Source organism: Erwinia endophytica, assembly GCF_009295515.1.
Lineage (GTDB): Bacteria > Pseudomonadota > Gammaproteobacteria > Enterobacterales > Enterobacteriaceae > Erwinia > Erwinia endophytica.
This window is the reverse complement of the sequence record NZ_RQVV01000049.1, coordinates 1-16,003: the sequence shown is the minus strand read 5'-3', so window position 1 is coordinate 16,003 and position 16,003 is coordinate 1. Positions and strand designations below refer to the sequence as shown.

Below are 16,003 nucleotides of genomic sequence, written 5' to 3'. Positions count from 1 at the left end.
CAAGGGCTGACCGAAAGGTTGGCCCTTTTTTTATGCCTGTAATTTATCGCTGGGTCGCGTTAATCAACTCAACCACCAGTGGTGACAGCGCATTACGTAGCGCGGCTCGCTCAGACTGGAACAGTGTAGCGACGAAGTATTTATGCTCCGGCAGCTCAATGCCGCGTACGTCACCTTCACGGTCCCATGCGGTAATCCGCAGGGGGAAATCCGCCAACTCTTTTACGAACGCCGGGTTAACGCCGAAATTGCAGTGATAGCCTTCGCAGGCTTCCAGCTTACCGTAGGCGCTGGCGATAAGAGAGCCTGGTTTGAATACAATATCGCCTGTTTTCTCCACCAGTGAACAGGTGAGCGGAGCGATGACCATCCGTCCTTTGGTATCCGTCTCAGCGTGTGTGGCATCGGTCCAGCCTATGACATTGCGGGCATCTTCCACCACGGCATACTGGAAACCAGCGCACGAACCAAGAAACGGTACGTTATGTTCACGGGCATAAGTGATAGACAAAAACGCGCCCTGGGAATTTTGGTAGGGGCTACCAGGCGCCAGCCATATGGCGGCGAAATTTTCTAATATAGCGGGACTGGTGACAGCTCCCGTTGGCAACCATTCAGCGCTCACCGGGATATTGAGTGAGACCGCAGCAAGTTCGATCGCGAGGGGAATGGCCTGATGGGCAATGGTGGTGGGACGATAATCACCAACAAGTGCAATACGGACAGGTGAGTGCATTTTATTTTCCTGTGCAGGTAAAAGAGGATGCTATAGCAACCTTAATAAATTGACAATATTGCATTTTGTTAACGGGGTTCCGCGTATTGCTGCTGCCGTTGAGTCTTGTCAGGCGATAACATCTCTCGTAGGACAGTATTGCTCTCTTGAACCTCTGGATGCGGTTAAGCATTGCAACGATCTTTATACTGCCTGTGCTTCTGCGCCTGATGGGCGTGACTGGACTTATTTGACCGAGGAGAGACCGGCTACGCTTGAGGCTTTCCGTACCTGGTTGACTAAGCGTGCAGAAGAAGCTCACTGGGTCATCTTCACTATTTTCTGTGCCCGTCGTAACCGCCCAGTGGGGCTGGCATCACATATGCGCATCGATACCGTTAACGGCTCGCTGGCGCTGGGAGGACTGACCTGGTCTCCGCTGATGAAACGGACAATAGTGGGAACTGAGGCGCTGTATTTGCTACTGAAGAACGCCTTTGTGCTGGGTTATCGCCGGCTGGAGTGGAAATGCGACGCGCTGAATAGCGCTTCCCGTAAGGCGGCAGAACGGATTGGCTTCCGTTATGAAGGAACTTTTCGGCAGATGATGGTGCGCAAGGGGCGCTCACGTGATACGCAGTGGTTTTCGATTCTGGATGGCGAATGGCCAGTCATTGATGAGGCTATATCACATTGGCTGGCGAAAGATAATTTCGACGAACAGGGACAGCAGAACCAGCGCCTGTCAACGCTACTGAGGCCGACGAAAATGGTAGATGGCGGTGTTGACCGGGCCGCTGTCTAACATGATTAAGCCGTACTGAATACCGATAAAATCAGCGCCGCATTTGGTTGCTACCCTGCGGCTGGCGGCATTTTCTTCCGCCGCGAGGATTTCCACAATATCTCTTTCCGGGCTTTGCCACGCCAGGTCGACCAAATAACGTACAGCCTGGCTGGCGATGCCCCGGCCCTGTTCGCTACTACGCACCCAATAGCCAATCGAGCAGTGGTGAGTCTGTTCGCTGGAATAACGTAGTCCGGCACCGCCTAACAAGCGACCGTCTTCGGCAAACAGACCCAGCTCGTTCGCTGCGCCTGTTTGCCTCAGGGTATGAGTAGTAGCAAACCATTGACGGGCTTCTGCTTCGGTGAAATCTTCATGCGCCCATACCAGCCAGGGTCTCAGTGTATCCAGCGAGGCAATGACTGCGCTGGCAAAATCTTTGGCATCCGTATTGGTATAGGGGCGGAAAACGAGGTTCATGGTATTGCTCTCCTTATAAGCGCTAATGGGCAGACAGGGCGGAACGATATGACCCCCCTGCCTGCGTCTCATTGTCTTTGGCTATCCAGCCATAACGGACATCAGCATGACCGCATCGTACCCGCAGGAAAGTAACTCCGTGCCGGAAGAAGCGAGAGGGGAGTGGCGGCATCCAGCAAGTTCCGGTACACCGGCCAGGGTCAGTCGTTTCATGGCTGACCTCCTGATTTGTCCTTATATATCGACATAGTAAGTACGGATGTGAAAATTTACGAACTGATTTATGCTGCTGCCAGGGATTTTCTCCCGCCGGAAATTTGATAAAAGTAAAACGATCGGTTTACTTTTAAGGGTGTGGATAAAAAACTCGACATCATCCAGGCCGCAGAGCGGTTGTTCTGTCTCAACGGGTTCCATGCGACCAGCACGGATCCGCAGTGAAGCGGGCGTCTCAACAAGAACGCTGTATCGCTATTTTCCTTCGCGGGGGATGCTGACGGAGGCGGTTCTGGCTGAAAGACAACATCGCTTTTTCGCCGCACTGCTTCCGCCCGAAGATCCGCAATCAATCAGCCGCCTTTTTGTGGTTCAGAGCGAGTGGATGCAGGAAAATGGCCCGTCAGGATGCTTTTTCCTGAAAGCCTGGGGTGAATATGCGAAAGAAGATCAGCGGCTGTCGGCGTTAGCGCTTGATTACCGCTACAGACAGCGTGAATACATTGCGGCCTGCCTGCGAAATTCACCGGGTGCAGCGCTTTCCGATGCGGTATGGATGCTGTTCGAAGGCGCCATTCTTCTGCTCTGGTCATTGCTCCCCAGGCGGCGATTTATGCAGGCGAGGCGGCGGCAAGACTCCTGGCAGCCAGCGGTAAAAAGCCATGAAAGCTTCTCAGTGACTGGGTATCACCGGTTTTTCACTTACGGGATGGCGAGATCCTCCTGGGGATTGATGCTGCCAGCAGTCGTGAAAGACATTCCTTTCGGTTCTGTCGCATTAACGGAGCGGAGTCAGTAAACGTTGTGCTGCCGATATTTTAGGCAGCTAACAGATAAAATTGTTCTGCCGAGGATAAATGTGCTCCGGCGGAATGCTGAAGTTGTCCTTTGCGTATCATGTGTACTAACTCAATGCCCGCCAATATCGTCTGCGACCGCCGAGATGATTTGAACCCCAGCATCGCCCGTATTCGGCGTTTGATACTCCGGTGATCCTGCTCAACCTGATTGTTCAGGTACTTGCTCTGCCTGATGGTCATCCTTTCTTCTTCTGGTTTGTTGGCGTTGAGTGTGGTCAGGGCCGCCGTGTTGGCGCCACTTTTATCGATAGTGACCACCTCGGGTTCGTCATGATAACGAATGGCCTTGCGAAAGAAGCGCAACGCGGCTGGGGCGTCTCATTTGGCGGTCAGCAGGAAGTCGACGGTTTGTCCTGCTGTATCTACCGCGCGGTACAGGTATTTCCATTGGCCTTTGATCTTGATGTCGGTTTCGTTCATTCGCCACCGCCGACCCACAGTGCGCTTATTTCGACGAAACGCCTTATCTGGTAGCGGCACCAGGCGGATAACCCGGCAGTGAAGGGGGGAATGGTCAACGATAACGCCGCGCTCTGCCATCATTTCTTCAAGATTGCGCAGGCTGAGGGCATCAGCCAGATACCAGCGAACACATTGAGCAATAACATCGAGGGGATAGTGCAGGCGTTTGAACGCTTTTCGTATCAGAGGTATGAGATTGAAACATAATAAAAAAACAACACGTTATCCGACAACGCCTTAATGCGACAGAACCGGTCAGGTCGTGGGGGCCGACCTGTTTGGCCAGCTTTATGCTCTGGCTGGAGCCGCTCCAGCTTTGCTGGCATTCTGCGTTCTTGCATTGATGATTGCACTGTTACCTCCGGGCAACAGGCATGGTGCCACAAATCTTTGCCTGAACAGGAAAAAGCGAAGGATTTACTACACTGCAAAATTTAAGTGTAAAGTTAATTGTACATATGGGTAGTAGTTTTTTGATGACTTTTTAATTAACTTGCTATTTTTTATATATTTTTTAAATTCAAAAAGACCGAAATTGAAATGTGGTAATAAAAGTGTACATTCATGGATTGAGTTTTGTACCGGTTCTGATACATTGTTCACCACCTCATTGAGGGATGACCGACGCATAACGAGAGAAACAGGATGACTACCATGCAAAAAGACGCGCTGAATAATGTTCATATCGCTGAAGAACAGATTTTGATCACGCCGGAAGAGCTGAAAAAAAAATTTCCACTTAATGATGCGCTGGCCGCGCAGATCACCGCTTCCCGCCAGACCATCTCCAACATCATCAGCGGTAAAGATCACCGTCTGTTGGTGGTCTGCGGTCCCTGTTCAATTCACGATACTGAAGTCGCACTGGATTACGCGCGCCACCTGAAATCTCTCTCTGATCAGTTGAAGGATCAGCTGTATATCGTTATGCGAGTTTATTTTGAAAAGCCCCGTACGACAGTTGGCTGGAAAGGGTTGATCAACGATCCGTACATGGATAATTCATTCGATATGGAAGCAGGTCTGCATATTGCGCGTCGCCTGCTGGTGGATTTGGTGACCATGGGCCTGCCGTTGGCTACGGAAGCGTTAGATCCTAACAGCCCGCAGTATTTGGGTGATCTGTTCAGCTGGGCCGCTATCGGTGCTCGTACCACAGAATCCCAGACACACCGTGAAATGGCCTCTGGCCTGTCGATGCCGGTAGGTTTCAAAAATGGTACTGACGGTAGCCTGTGCACGGCGATCAATGCCATGCGTGCGGCGGCGATGCCACATCGTTTCGTCGGTATTAATCAGGGGGGGCAGGTTTGCCTGCTACAAACTAAAGGGAATCCGGATGGTCATGTGATTTTACGGGGGGGAAAGCATCCGAACTACGGCCCGGAAGAGGTAGCCCAGTGTGAAAAAGAGATGCTTCAGGCGGGACTCCGTCCGTCCTTGATGATAGATTGCAGCCATGGTAATTCTAACAAAGATTTCCGCCGCCAGCCTGGCGTGGCTGAGTCTGCCGTTGCGCAGATCAAAGATGGCAACCGTTCGATTATGGGCCTGATGCTGGAAAGCCATCTCCATGAAGGTAACCAGTCTTCCGAGCAACCGCGCAGCGAAATGCGCTATGGTGTTTCTGTTACTGATGCCTGTATCAACTGGGAAACAACCGAAACGTTGCTGCGTGAGATTCATCAGGCTTTGAACGGGGTGTTGGCGGCACGTCTGTCGTAAGAGGGGTAATTATGGTGGCTGAACTGACCGCGCTACGCGATCAAATTGATGAAGTTGATAAAGCGTTGCTCGATCTGCTGGCCAAAAGGCTGGAACTGGTGGCTGAAGTAGGCGAGGTTAAGAGTCGCTACGGATTACCGATTTATGTCCCTGAACGGGAAGCTTCGTTGCTGGCTTCTCGCCGTAAAGAGGCTGAATCGCTGGGCGTTCCTCCGGAGCTGATTGACGATGTCTTGCGCCGAGTGATGCGGGAATCCTATGCCAGCGAAAATGATAAAGGTTTTAAAACGCTTTGTCCGGCGCTGCGTCCGGTGGTTATTGTGGGTGGTAAAGGACAGATGGGGCGTCTGTTTGAGAAGATGCTGACCCTGTCTGGCTATCAGGTGAGGATCCTTGATAAAGATGACTGGGAACAAGCTGAAAGCATGCTGGCGGATGCCGGTATGGTGATGATCAGTGTCCCCATACATCTGACCGAGAGCGTGATTGCCAGCCTGCCGCCGCTACCGGATGATTGCATTTTGGTTGACCTGGCCTCGGTAAAAAACAGGCCGCTGCAGGCGATGCTCGCCGCGCATCGTGGACCGGTTCTCGGGTTGCATCCGATGTTCGGTCCGGACACTGGCAGCCTGGCGAAGCAGGTGGTGATATGGTGTGATGGCCGCCAACCTGAAGCCTACCAGTGGTTCCTGGAGCAGATACAGGTCTGGGGGGCGAGGTTGCATCGCATCAGTGCCGTCGAGCACGATCAAAATATGGCGTTTATTCAGGCTCTACGCCACTTTGCCACTTTTGCGTATGGTTTACATCTGGCTGAAGAGAACGTCCAGCTTGAGCAATTGCTGGCCTTGTCTTCCCCTATCTACCGTCTGGAACTGGCGATGGTGGGACGGTTGTTCGCACAAGATCCGCAGCTGTATGCTGATATTATTATGTCTTCGGAAAGTAATCTGGCGCTGATCAAACGTTACTATCAGCGTTTTGGCGAAGCGATAAAATTGCTTGAGCAGGGTGATAAACAGGCGTTTATCGACAGTTTCCGCAAAGTGGAGCACTGGTTCGGCGATTACGCCCAGCGTTTTATGCTGGAGAGTCGTACTCTTCTTCGTCAGGCTAATGACAGCCGTCAGTAATCCTTGAAAAGGCCGGAAACGGCCTTTTTTGTCACCCTGAAGCTATCGGCATGACGGGATGGGATCCCCGGTGAATAGCGTGATGGTTTAACGGTTGAACCCTGTTTTCTGTAAAATTTCCTGAGCCTGGGGTGATAACAGAAAATCAGCCAACGGTTGTGCTTTGCTGTGGCAGACCGCCAGAGCGTAATCCGCTCTGATCTGGTAAGGCTCAGGAATATCCAGGGTGACGATCCCCATCTCCTTACTTATCAGTGGCGCGTAGCTTTTATAGCCAATAAAAATATCCGCCTGATTGCTGTTGAGTATCCAACTGGCCGCCAGCATGCCTGGCGGAATTGTCGAGCTGTCTGGCCCGCCAACTAACTGCAGCGCCCGCTGTTTCAGCGAATATCCTGTTCCCTTATGGTGCTGTTCTATGCGATCAAACAGTTCCCACGTATAGTCGCCTGAAGGATCGCTGAGTGGCGTTGAGGTTGCTATGCGTAAAGCGGGATCACTGAGCAAATCCAGCCAGTCCCGGCGCGTGGCGGCCAGTTCTGCGGTGGTGCTCAGACACAGCTGATTATGGGCAAAGATAGCGGTATTGATAGCGTTGCCTGCGCTCATCAGGCTTTGTGGATGCGCCACATTCGCTGAGGCGAAGAGATCGCAAACTTCCCCCTGCGCAATACGTTGTCTCAGCAGCCCGGCAGGACCAAACGTGCTGATTACGGAGGTCTCATTCTGCTGATTAAACGCGGCGATCAGCCTGGGCCAGACAACCCGCAGGCTACCAGCCGCCAGTATCCGAAGCTCGCTCATCAGTGACTGCCCACATAGTGAGTGCGATAGAAACGCAGGTACCAACTGTCGGCTTTTTTCTGCATATCGATATCGCTGAATTTTTCCGGGTAGAGTTTCTTTGCCATCCACAGCTCGCCCAGCGCCAGCGCTTCCGGCATTGGGTAGCCCCAGGCCTTGGCATATTCCGGCATCAGATAAACGCGGTGGTTTTTAACCGCATCAACGGCCTGCCAGGCGGGCTGCTGATTGATTTCGTCAATGACTCGCGGATAACGATCCTGCACAAAAATCACCTGTGGATCCCACGCGAGGATCTGCTCCATGGAGACCTGTTTATAGCCTTTGACTGTGGCCGCTGCGACGTTCATTGCGCCTGCATGCGCCATCATCAGACCTGTGTATTTACCAGAGCCGTAGGTGGTCAGATCAGGATTCGCCATATAAACACGAATTTTCTGGGCTGCCGGGATACTTTTTAGATGATCGCTGGTTTGCTGGCGCTGGCTGAAGGCGGCAGTGATCAGATCTTCCGCCTGCATCTGGTGGTTAACTACGGTGCCAATCAGTCGGATGCCGTCCTTCAGTCCCTGGTTATAGGCCTGTTCTTCATCCTGAAGCTGAGGATTAAGACGATTTTCCTGCTTCTCATCGCCAGCGCGCAGCGAGATCGCAATCACCGCAATACCGAGATGCTGGATCTGATCGATCATTTCCTGCGGGGCATAGTTAGTGACAAACACAACCTGAGGATGCAGGGCAACCAGTTTTTCCAGATCGACATGAGTCAGAGATCCGAGTGTCGGCAGATTGGCCAGCTCGGGCACCAGACGCTGGTAGCCATCGCCCAACTGTTGTTTCCAGTTGCTCAGAATACCGACCAGTGTTTGGGTAGCGTCCAACTGAACTAAAATATTGAGTGTCTGATGCTGTAATACCACTACCCGGTCAACATGATCCGGAAGAGTAACCTGGCGGCCAAGTTGATCTGTGACCTGGCGATCAGCCCAGGCGGAAAACGGTAGTATGCTGATGAAGAAGAGTAAATAAGCGGTACGTAGAGTGCGGTACATGGTGTTTTCCCGATAGTCGTTATAAACACTATGATATAGCGATTGGCAGACTGGGGAAATCACTCTCTGAGAATAGCCCTTTCCAGCCGCAGGGGAACGGCTGGAAAGGGGACTTATGCGGGTTCGACAGGTACCACGTTCTCGCTCGGGTAGCAGCCAAGAACCTTCAGCGAACGGGTAATCAGAGCCAGCTCACGCAGGGCTTGCTGTACCTCATCTGAGCGTAGATTGCCCTGGAAATCGATATAAAACATCTCTTCCCACGGGTTGCCATTGATGGGGCGGGATTCCAGTTTACTCATGACCAGGTCGTGTTGGCGTAAAACCAACAGTGCTTCTACCAATGCGCCCGCCTGTTGCCCGGTAGCCATAATCAGCGTTGTTTTTGCTGGAACCTGCAGAGTCACCTCGATGGGCTTGCGGGCAAGGATAATAAAGCGGGTGATATTCTGCTGTTGGTTAGCCAGATTGCGTTCCAGCACTTGCAGCTCATACAGTTCACCGCCAGCTTCACTGCCCAATGCTGCCACTTTTGGTGAATTGAGCGCGGCCACTTTTTCCATCGCAGCGGCAGTACTCTCGGTATATTCAATTCTCCAGTGCGGGAAGCGGTGAATAAACTGGCTGCATTGCTGGAAAGGCTGAGGATGGCTGTAAACCGTCTCGATTTGTTGCAGGTCAGTGGTGCCGGACACCAGGACACAATGGTCAATCGGAATGGTCATTTCGCCCACGATAGACAGGCTGGTTTGCTGCAGCAGATCATAAACATCGTTGATTGATCCCGAGCTGGTATTCTCAATCGGTAGTACGGCATAGTCGGCCTGACCGGTTTCAACCTGGCTGAAAATGTCGCTAAATTTCAGGCAGCCGCTTTCAATGAAATTATCAAAATGGCGGGCGGCATAATGGCGTGCAGCCAGATGAGAATAGGACCCTTTCGGGCCAAGAAAGGCGATGCGGGCAGATTGTGCATTGGTTTTATTGAGGTGTTTTTGCAGCAGAGCCTGTTGGGTGAGAACCGAGTCCTCAATAATTAACTGAAACAAGCGGGTAATATAGTGGGCATCCAACTGGTGAGCTTTGCCCAGCGTGATGAGGTGTTCGAGCAGGTCGCGCTCGCGGTCGATATCGCGGATCGGACGATGAGTGGTCATTTTGGTGGTCGCCACCTCAATCGCCAGCGTCCGGCGACGGGCCAGTAATCTCAGCAGTTCTTCATCCAGCGCGCTGATTTTTTCGCGCAGGTCCAGTAGGGGATTTTCAGCGGTCATAATGCTACCTGTCAGATGTTCATAAAAAAAAAGCCTCCCGTTTGGGAGGCTTTGTTGTTCGTCTTCGCTTTCTTTCTTACACGACGAATTGCCTCCCAGTCAGGGGAAGGTAAAAAAGAAAGCGAAGAAGAACAAGGGTTGTTTCATCATGGTATCCAGTATTGATCAGCCTCTAAAGTAACCGCTGTAATTTCTCTCTGTCAATAAAAAACGCGCCACCGGCGCGTTTTTCCTTTTTACTGTTATTCCTGATCAATGACGCTAAGGTCTTTAACACTGGCCGTCGCACGGCGCGCTTCGCCTTTATGCTGAACCTTATTCAACTGGCGTTCCAGTTTATTAATTAGATCGTTAATCGCCGTATACATATCTTCATGTTTTGCACTGGCAACCAGAGGGCCATTCGGCGTGTTGATGGTCGCATCAGCAACAAATTCTTTCGGCTCCTTCGAAAGAACGATATGGGGATTAATCAGGTGAGTTTGCCATTTTTCAAGTTTGGCCAGACGGTCTTCGACATGTTGGCGGATAGCTGGGGTGATGTCCATTTGCTTGCTGGTAATGTTCAGAACCATAGTACTTACCTCTCTGTCATTTCCGTCGAATGTGAGTTTAGCATACCCGGAAAAAAGGGCTTATGTGTGATTTATATCACGTTTTTTTGTCACTTATTGTCAAGAATGCAAAATATGCGAGCTGTACTGATGATTGCCTCACAAAGACTTGTGAGGTGAGATAGTTGGGGGCAATATTGCTAAGTTGACCCAAAGGAAAAATCGGGATATTGGTGTTTTTCTGAACAAAGATATATGTAACGAATGCGCCACGCTATGGCCGTGATATTCCCCCCTGGGAACACGAAAGGAGAGGTCGCCATGTATCCGTGGCGACCTCTTGCAAAAAGCCCGCTGTCAGGGCTGTATTACGCTGGCAACGGGTATGTTTTGTTGCAGATCTTAGGCTTTATTCAGCGCAATTATCTTCGCAACTTTGTCCGCTTCGGCATTCAGTTGCAACTGGCGGTAAGCATTTTCCATCAGCGGAAGAGCCTGGCGGGTTGCCTGAGTATCCGGGTAATCTTTCATCATTTGTTCTACACGGTTAACTACAGCGACATAAGCTTCGCGCTTAGTGTAGAATTGGACGACGGATAACTCATACTTCGCCAGACGATCTTTCAGATATACCAGACGTTTTCTTGCATCGGCGGCGTACTGACTGTTCGGATACCCGCGCAGTAGCTGAGAGAAGTCATGGAAGGCATCACGCGCATGTGTTGGATCCCGGTCAGAACGATCGATGCCGAAAAAGCCTTGCAGCGCGCTGTCGTCAAGCGCCATGTCCGTCAGACCACGCATATAAATCACGTAATCAATGTTCGGATGAGTGGGATTTAAACGCATAAACCGGTCAATCGCCGCCTGCGCCAGTGGCAAATCGGCATTTTTGTAGTAAGCGTAGATCAGGTCTAGCTGGACTTGCTGGGAGTATGGCCCAAATGGATAGCGATTATCGAGCGCTTCCAGTTGCGTTATCGCTCCTTTAAAGTTACCGTCCTGCAGTTTTTGCTGGGCTGCGGCATAGAGCTCAGAAGGTGGATTATCGGGCACCGTATCCTTCGAGCCGGAACAACCTGCTAATGCCAGGCTCAACGTGGCTGCAGCCACCAGATATTTCATACGCGTCATGACGATTTGATTATCCTCAGAGTGTTATTCAGGCAGCTGTCCATGTAGCTCCCGATAGTGACCAGGTACAATAGCACATTATATTAAACGGCATCGCCGTGAAAACCCAACGTTAACGAAGAAGCTGTTTATGGCACAACAAGTAAAACTCAACGCAACGGTCTCCGAATCGCAACTCGGACAACGCTTAGATCAGGCTTTGGCCGAATTGTTCCCTGATTATTCAAGATCTCGTATAAAAGAGTGGATTCTCGACCATCGCGTCAGTGTCAATGGCGTAATCATCGATAAACCAAAGGAAAAAGTGCTCGGTGGCGAACAAATTGCTATTGGTGCCGAGATTGAGGAAGAAGTGCGCTGGGAAGCACAAGATATTCCGCTGAACATTGTTTATGAAGACGACGACATTTTGGTTATCAACAAACCCCGCGATCTGGTGGTCCACCCGGGGGCTGGCAATCCTGATGGAACGGTACTGAACGCGTTGCTTCATCATTATCCGGCGATCGCTGACGTGCCGCGTGCTGGAATTGTGCACCGCCTGGATAAGGATACGACGGGACTGATGGTTGTGGCGAAAACGGTACCGGCTCAAACTTATCTGGTGGAATCACTGCAGTTGCGTGAATTCACTCGTGAGTATGAAGCGGTAGCCATTGGCCGAATGACTGCGGGCGGAACGGTGAGCGAGCCGATCAGTCGTCACGCGACCAAACGCACCCATATGGCTGTGCATCCGATGGGTAAACCCGCGACCACGCACTATCGCATCATGGAGCATTTTCGGGCACATACTCGTATGCGGTTGCGGCTGGAAACCGGGCGTACTCACCAGATTCGTGTACACATGGCCCACATCAATCATCCGTTGGTGGGAGACCCGCTTTATGGTGGCCGTCCTCGTCCGCCGAAAGGGGCATCTGAGGCATTCATCACCGCCCTGAGAAAGTTTGATCGCCAGGCGCTACACGCCACCATGTTGCGTTTGTATCATCCGATTAGTGGTATCGAGATGGAATGGCACGCGCCGTTACCACAGGACATGGTCGATCTGATTGCGGCGCTGAAAGCCGATACGGAAGAGTTTAAAGATCAACTGGACTGGTAATGAGCCTGATTATTCCCCAATGGTATGCGCCTGCCAATGTGCGGGCCTGTTCGACAACCCGGCAGGGAGGTGTCAGCCAGGCGCCGTGGGATTCGTTGAATCTCGGTGGCCATGTCGGCGATAACGCGCAGGACGTGCAGACTAATCGTGAGCGTCTGGCGCTGATGGCGGAAATTCCGACAATGCCTGTCTGGCTGGAACAAGTACATGGGACTCGGGTGCTCCATCTGACGGCGAAAACGCCGGAGTCACTTCAGGCTGATGCTGCCTACACGCGTGAACGTGGAGTCGCTTGTGCGGTGATGACGGCTGACTGTCTTCCGGTATTGTTCAGTTCCCTGGATGGTAAAGAAGTGGCGGCGGCGCATGCGGGGTGGCGAGGGTTATGTGCGGGGGTGCTGGAAGCAACGCTTGATGCTTTTAGCGCACCCGCCGAAGAGATTATCGCCTGGCTGGGACCGGCCATAGGACCGGCTGCTTTTGAAGTCGGTCCTGAGGTGCGTGACGCTTTTTTAGCACAAAATTCAACCACTGATGTGGCATTTCGCCCTGTTGGGGAAAAATATTATGCCGATATCTGGCAACTCGCCCGGATACGCCTGGCACTCCGGGGAGTGAGCCATATCATGGGTGGCGGCTGTTGTACCGTTTCAGATCGGGAACAATTTTTCTCTTTCCGGCGTAATGGTATCACTGGTCGTATGGCAAGTTTGATCTGGCTGATATAACCTAGCGCCATAAGACGGTCCAGGATGATGTTTTTTTCACCGATATATTTGGGTCATTAAACTTGAAAAGTTGAGGGATGACCTCATTTAATCTCCAGTAGCAATTTGACCTGAATGGGGGAATTATGCGTCTGGATCGTCTTACTAATAAATTCCAGCTTGCTCTCGCCGATGCCCAGTCCTTAGCTCTCGGGCGTGACAACCAATTTATCGAACCTCTCCATCTGATGAGCGCTTTGCTCAATCAGGAAGGTGGCTCTGTGCGTCCTTTACTCACCACTGCTGGCGTTGATGTGGCGGCTCTGCTGCGTGGCGTGGAGCAGGCAATCGCTCGCTTACCGCAGGTTGAGGGAACGGATGGCGATGTGCAACCTTCTGCGGATCTGGTTCGTGTCCTGAATCTTTGTGACAAGCTGGCGCAAAAGCGTGCGGATAACTTTATCTCATCCGAATTATTTGTTTTGGCCGCTCTCGACTCGCGTGGCTCTCTGGCGGATTTGCTGAAATCCGCAGGGGCAACCAGCGAAAAGCTGACTCAGGCTATAGACCAGATACGTGGAGGCGAAACTGTGAATGATCAGGGGGCTGAAGATCAGCGACAGGCATTGAAAAAATACACCATCGATCTGACCGAACGGGCGGAGATGGGCAAACTGGACCCCGTGATTGGACGTGACGAAGAGATCCGCCGTACCATCCAGGTTTTGCAACGTCGTACCAAAAACAATCCGGTGCTGATCGGTGAGCCAGGGGTAGGTAAAACGGCCATTGTAGAAGGGCTTGCTCAGCGTATTGTCAATGGCGAAGTGCCGGAAGGCCTGAAAGGTCGCCGCGTGCTGGCGCTGGATATGGGGGCGCTGGTCGCGGGAGCAAAATACCGTGGTGAATTTGAAGAACGTCTGAAAGGCGTGTTGAACGATCTGTCTAAACAGGAAGGTAACGTTATCCTGTTTATTGATGAGCTGCACACGATGGTTGGCGCGGGTAAAGCCGATGGCGCGATGGATGCCGGTAACATGCTCAAACCAGCTCTGGCAAGGGGAGAACTGCATTGCGTCGGCGCCACTACGCTGGATGAGTATCGTCAGTATATTGAAAAAGACGCGGCGCTGGAGCGCCGTTTCCAGAAAGTGTTTGTGGCGGAGCCCAGTGTTGAAGATACCATCGCTATCCTGCGTGGGCTGAAAGAACGTTATGAGTTGCACCACCACGTGCAGATCACTGACCCGGCAATCGTTGCTGCGGCTACGCTATCGCACCGTTATATTGCTGATCGTCAGTTGCCGGATAAAGCTATCGACCTGATTGATGAAGCGGCTTCCAGTATTCGTATGCAGATTGACTCGAAACCCGAGTCACTGGACCGTCTGGAACGGCGCATTATTCAACTGAAGCTTGAGCAGCAGGCGCTGAAAAAAGAGTCCGATGATGCCAGCATCAAGCGTCTTGAAATTCTGGAAGACGAGCTGAATCAGAAAGAGCGTGATTACTCTGAACTGGAAGAAGAATGGAAAGCGGAGAAGGCCTCGCTGTCCGGTACTCAGACCATCAAAGCTGAACTGGAGCAGGCAAAACTGTCTCTGGAACAGGCCCGCCGTTCAGGCAACCTGGCGCTGATGTCTGAGTTGCAATATGGGAAAATTCCAGAATTGGAGAAACAGCTGGCTTCCGCCACCCAGTCAGAAGGGAAGACCATGCGCCTGTTACGTAACCGCGTAACTGACGTTGAGATTGCTGATGTGTTGTCGCGTTGGACTGGTATTCCTGTCGACCGAATGATGGAAGGGGAGCGAGATAAACTGCTGCGAATGGAAAAGGAACTGCATCAGCGGGTCATTGGGCAGGATGAAGCAGTTGAAGCAGTTTCAAATGCTATACGGCGTAGTCGTGCCGGATTGGCCGATCCCAACCGTCCAATTGGTTCATTCTTGTTCCTCGGCCCGACCGGGGTCGGTAAAACCGAACTCTGTAAAGCGTTGGCTAATTTCATGTTCGACAGTGACGATGCGATGGTGCGCCTTGATATGTCGGAATTCATGGAAAAACATGCGGTTTCGCGATTGGTAGGGGCGCCTCCGGGATATGTCGGTTATGAAGAAGGCGGCTATCTGACGGAAGCAGTTCGCCGTCGTCCTTATTCAGTTATTCTGCTGGATGAGGTGGAAAAAGCGCATCCGGATGTGTTCAACATTTTGTTGCAGGTACTGGATGATGGACGCTTGACTGATGGACAGGGCAGAACAGTGGACTTCCGTAATACGGTGGTGATTATGACCTCCAACCTCGGATCAGATCTGATTCAGGAGCGTTTTGGTTCACTGAGCTATCCGGAAATGAAAGAGGTTGTCATGGGAGTTGTGACCCATCATTTCCGTCCGGAGTTCATTAACCGTATTGATGAGCTGGTGGTGTTCCATCCATTGGGTGAGACACACATTGCGTCAATCGCCAAAATTCAGTTGCAGCGGTTATATGATCGTCTGGCGGAGCGCGGTTATGAACTGCATATCTCAGATGCGGCACTGCAACTGCTGGGTGAAAATGGCTATGATCCGGTTTACGGTGCAAGGCCGCTGAAACGTGCGATTCAGCAGCAGATTGAAAACCCACTGGCTCAGCAGATCCTTGCTGGTAGCCTGGTGCCGGGGAAAATGATCGAAATGGATGTACAGGATGGGGCAATAGTCGCTCATCAGTAATCGTTGTTAAAGCGTAAAACTGGGCCTTTGTGGCCCGGTTTTGTCTAAGAAAACAGCAAGGCTGGTCGTTTTCGGTGTTTTGGGTTGAATTTTGAGCGCCTGAAAAGGATTTGGGATGCGTTTTTGCTGTAAACAGGTTCTTGAATCGGTGCTTTTTTCCTCTTCTGATGAAAAAAGAAGCTGTCGGCAATTTATTTTTAAGAAACACTTGTCAGTTGTCAGGAACCCCCTATAATGCGCCTCCACTGACACGGAATAACGGTTTAGCGACC

Annotated in this window: 17 protein-coding genes, 1 pseudogene and 1 other annotated feature; of the genes and pseudogenes, 7 read left to right on the top strand and 11 right to left on the bottom strand. The window is 51.6% G+C overall.

Annotation, left to right across the window (positions count from 1 at the left end; all coding sequences use genetic code 11):
- Window positions 1-43: 43 nt before the first annotated feature.
- Window positions 44-736, bottom strand: coding sequence for a CTP synthase C-terminal region-related (seleno)protein (locus EH228_RS13635; RefSeq protein WP_152322191.1), 693 nt, complete (start codon window positions 734-736; stop codon window positions 44-46).
- 49 nt (window positions 737-785) lie between these two features.
- Here EH228_RS13635 and EH228_RS13630 point away from each other — a divergent pair, with 49 nt between their 5' ends.
- Entirely contained in the window at window positions 786-1,520 is a 735-nt protein-coding gene (locus EH228_RS13630) for a GNAT family N-acetyltransferase (protein WP_152322190.1), read from the top strand.
- On the opposite strand, the gene EH228_RS13625 is transcribed toward EH228_RS13630, so the two are convergent.
- Together EH228_RS13625 and EH228_RS20665 are read right to left on the bottom strand one after the other, a co-directional pair.
- Window positions 1,467-1,982, bottom strand: coding sequence for a GNAT family N-acetyltransferase (locus tag EH228_RS13625; protein WP_152322189.1), 516 nt, complete (start codon window positions 1,980-1,982; stop codon window positions 1,467-1,469). The genes EH228_RS13630 and EH228_RS13625 overlap by 54 nt on opposite strands.
- A gap of 81 nt (window positions 1,983-2,063) precedes the next feature.
- On the bottom strand, window positions 2,064-2,195 hold the full coding sequence (locus tag EH228_RS20665; protein WP_275065363.1) for a hypothetical protein: 132 nt from the start codon (window positions 2,193-2,195) through the stop codon (window positions 2,064-2,066).
- 202 nt (window positions 2,196-2,397) lie between these two features.
- On the opposite strand from EH228_RS20665, the gene EH228_RS13620 reads away from it, so the two are divergent.
- Window positions 2,398-2,997: a TetR/AcrR family transcriptional regulator gene (locus tag EH228_RS13620; protein WP_338030663.1), complete on the top strand. Its 600-nt coding sequence runs from the start codon at window positions 2,398-2,400 to the stop codon at window positions 2,995-2,997.
- Window positions 2,998-3,016: 19 nt separating this feature from the next.
- On the opposite strand, the pseudogene EH228_RS13615 reads toward EH228_RS13620, so the two are convergent.
- Window positions 3,017-3,712: pseudogene (locus EH228_RS13615) on the bottom strand (IS6 family transposase).
- A 462-nt stretch (window positions 3,713-4,174) separates the two neighbouring features.
- Here EH228_RS13615 and EH228_RS13610 point away from each other — a divergent pair.
- A complete protein-coding gene (locus tag EH228_RS13610; RefSeq protein WP_152322188.1) occupies window positions 4,175-5,245 on the top strand; it encodes a 3-deoxy-7-phosphoheptulonate synthase in 1,071 nt (356 codons plus the stop codon).
- Window positions 5,246-5,256: 11 nt separating this feature from the next.
- Entirely contained in the window at window positions 5,257-6,378 is a 1,122-nt protein-coding gene (tyrA, locus tag EH228_RS13605; protein ID WP_152322187.1) for a bifunctional chorismate mutase/prephenate dehydrogenase, read from the top strand.
- 87 nt (window positions 6,379-6,465) lie between these two features.
- Here tyrA and EH228_RS13600 read toward each other — a convergent pair whose 3' ends face one another.
- The 6 genes from EH228_RS13600 to bamD all read right to left on the bottom strand — a co-directional run bounded on the left by EH228_RS13600 (window position 6,466) and on the right by bamD (window position 11,196).
- Window positions 6,466-7,182: a molybdate ABC transporter substrate-binding protein gene (locus tag EH228_RS13600; RefSeq protein WP_152322186.1), complete on the bottom strand. Its 717-nt coding sequence runs from the start codon at window positions 7,180-7,182 to the stop codon at window positions 6,466-6,468.
- Entirely contained in the window at window positions 7,182-8,234 is a 1,053-nt protein-coding gene (locus EH228_RS13595) for an ABC transporter substrate-binding protein (protein WP_152322185.1), read from the bottom strand. The genes EH228_RS13600 and EH228_RS13595 overlap by 1 nt, the downstream gene beginning before the upstream one ends.
- Before the next feature lie 113 nt (window positions 8,235-8,347).
- Window positions 8,348-9,508 carry a bifunctional chorismate mutase/prephenate dehydratase gene (gene pheA, locus EH228_RS13590; protein ID WP_152322184.1) on the bottom strand — a complete coding sequence of 387 codons (1,161 nt, stop codon included), beginning with the start codon at window positions 9,506-9,508 and terminating at the stop codon, window positions 8,348-8,350.
- Between the two features lie 23 nt (window positions 9,509-9,531).
- Window positions 9,532-9,656 (bottom strand) — a sequence feature (Phe leader region).
- Complete coding sequence (locus tag EH228_RS20240) at window positions 9,608-9,655, bottom strand: hypothetical protein (RefSeq protein WP_193323348.1); 48 nt, start codon at window positions 9,653-9,655, stop codon at window positions 9,608-9,610. Its footprint overlaps the feature before it by 48 nt.
- A gap of 94 nt (window positions 9,657-9,750) precedes the next feature.
- Window positions 9,751-10,083, bottom strand: a complete 333-nt coding sequence (raiA, locus tag EH228_RS13585; RefSeq protein WP_152322183.1) for a ribosome-associated translation inhibitor RaiA — start codon at window positions 10,081-10,083, stop codon at window positions 9,751-9,753.
- Between the two features lie 381 nt (window positions 10,084-10,464).
- On the bottom strand, window positions 10,465-11,196 hold the full coding sequence (bamD, locus tag EH228_RS13580) for an outer membrane protein assembly factor BamD (RefSeq protein ID WP_152322182.1): 732 nt from the start codon (window positions 11,194-11,196) through the stop codon (window positions 10,465-10,467).
- A gap of 130 nt (window positions 11,197-11,326) precedes the next feature.
- On the opposite strand from bamD, the gene rluD reads away from it, so the two are divergent.
- The 3 genes from rluD to clpB all read left to right on the top strand — a co-directional run bounded on the left by rluD (window position 11,327) and on the right by clpB (window position 15,731).
- Window positions 11,327-12,304, top strand: coding sequence for a 23S rRNA pseudouridine(1911/1915/1917) synthase RluD (gene rluD / locus EH228_RS13575; protein WP_152322181.1), 978 nt, complete (start codon window positions 11,327-11,329; stop codon window positions 12,302-12,304).
- Window positions 12,304-13,032, top strand: a complete 729-nt coding sequence (gene yfiH / locus EH228_RS13570; protein WP_152322180.1) for a purine nucleoside phosphorylase YfiH — start codon at window positions 12,304-12,306, stop codon at window positions 13,030-13,032. Before rluD ends, yfiH begins: the two co-directional genes overlap by 1 nt.
- A gap of 125 nt (window positions 13,033-13,157) precedes the next feature.
- Window positions 13,158-15,731: an ATP-dependent chaperone ClpB gene (clpB, locus tag EH228_RS13565; protein ID WP_152322179.1), complete on the top strand. Its 2,574-nt coding sequence runs from the start codon at window positions 13,158-13,160 to the stop codon at window positions 15,729-15,731.
- Between the two features lie 6 nt (window positions 15,732-15,737).
- Here the strand turns inward: clpB and EH228_RS20330 are convergent.
- Window positions 15,738-16,003 (bottom strand): hypothetical protein (locus EH228_RS20330; RefSeq protein ID WP_204902664.1); only part of this gene is annotated, 266 nt, incomplete at its 5' end.

What these genes read in the sequence shown, in the direction of transcription:
- clpB (WP_152322179.1), top strand. Translation starts at nt 13,158, where the DNA reads ATGCGTCTGGATCGTCTTACTAATAAATTCCAGCTTGCTCTCGCCGAT.
- tyrA (WP_152322187.1), top strand. Translation starts at nt 5,257, where the DNA reads ATGGTGGCTGAACTGACCGCGCTACGCGATCAAATTGATGAAGTTGAT.
- EH228_RS13610 (WP_152322188.1), top strand. Translation starts at nt 4,175, where the DNA reads ATGCAAAAAGACGCGCTGAATAATGTTCATATCGCTGAAGAACAGATT.
- EH228_RS13620 (WP_338030663.1), top strand. Translation starts at nt 2,398, where the DNA reads ATGCGACCAGCACGGATCCGCAGTGAAGCGGGCGTCTCAACAAGAACG.
- raiA (WP_152322183.1), bottom strand. Translation starts at nt 10,083, where the DNA reads ATGGTTCTGAACATTACCAGCAAGCAAATGGACATCACCCCAGCTATC.
- EH228_RS13635 (WP_152322191.1), bottom strand. Translation starts at nt 736, where the DNA reads ATGCACTCACCTGTCCGTATTGCACTTGTTGGTGATTATCGTCCCACC.
- EH228_RS13625 (WP_152322189.1), bottom strand. Translation starts at nt 1,982, where the DNA reads ATGAACCTCGTTTTCCGCCCCTATACCAATACGGATGCCAAAGATTTT.
- EH228_RS20665 (WP_275065363.1), bottom strand. Translation starts at nt 2,195, where the DNA reads ATGAAACGACTGACCCTGGCCGGTGTACCGGAACTTGCTGGATGCCGC.
- bamD (WP_152322182.1), bottom strand. Translation starts at nt 11,196, where the DNA reads ATGACGCGTATGAAATATCTGGTGGCTGCAGCCACGTTGAGCCTGGCA.
- EH228_RS13600 (WP_152322186.1), bottom strand. Translation starts at nt 7,182, where the DNA reads ATGAGCGAGCTTCGGATACTGGCGGCTGGTAGCCTGCGGGTTGTCTGG.
- rluD (WP_152322181.1), top strand. Translation starts at nt 11,327, where the DNA reads ATGGCACAACAAGTAAAACTCAACGCAACGGTCTCCGAATCGCAACTC.
- EH228_RS13595 (WP_152322185.1), bottom strand. Translation starts at nt 8,234, where the DNA reads ATGTACCGCACTCTACGTACCGCTTATTTACTCTTCTTCATCAGCATA.
- pheA (WP_152322184.1), bottom strand. Translation starts at nt 9,508, where the DNA reads ATGACCGCTGAAAATCCCCTACTGGACCTGCGCGAAAAAATCAGCGCG.
- yfiH (WP_152322180.1), top strand. Translation starts at nt 12,304, where the DNA reads ATGAGCCTGATTATTCCCCAATGGTATGCGCCTGCCAATGTGCGGGCC.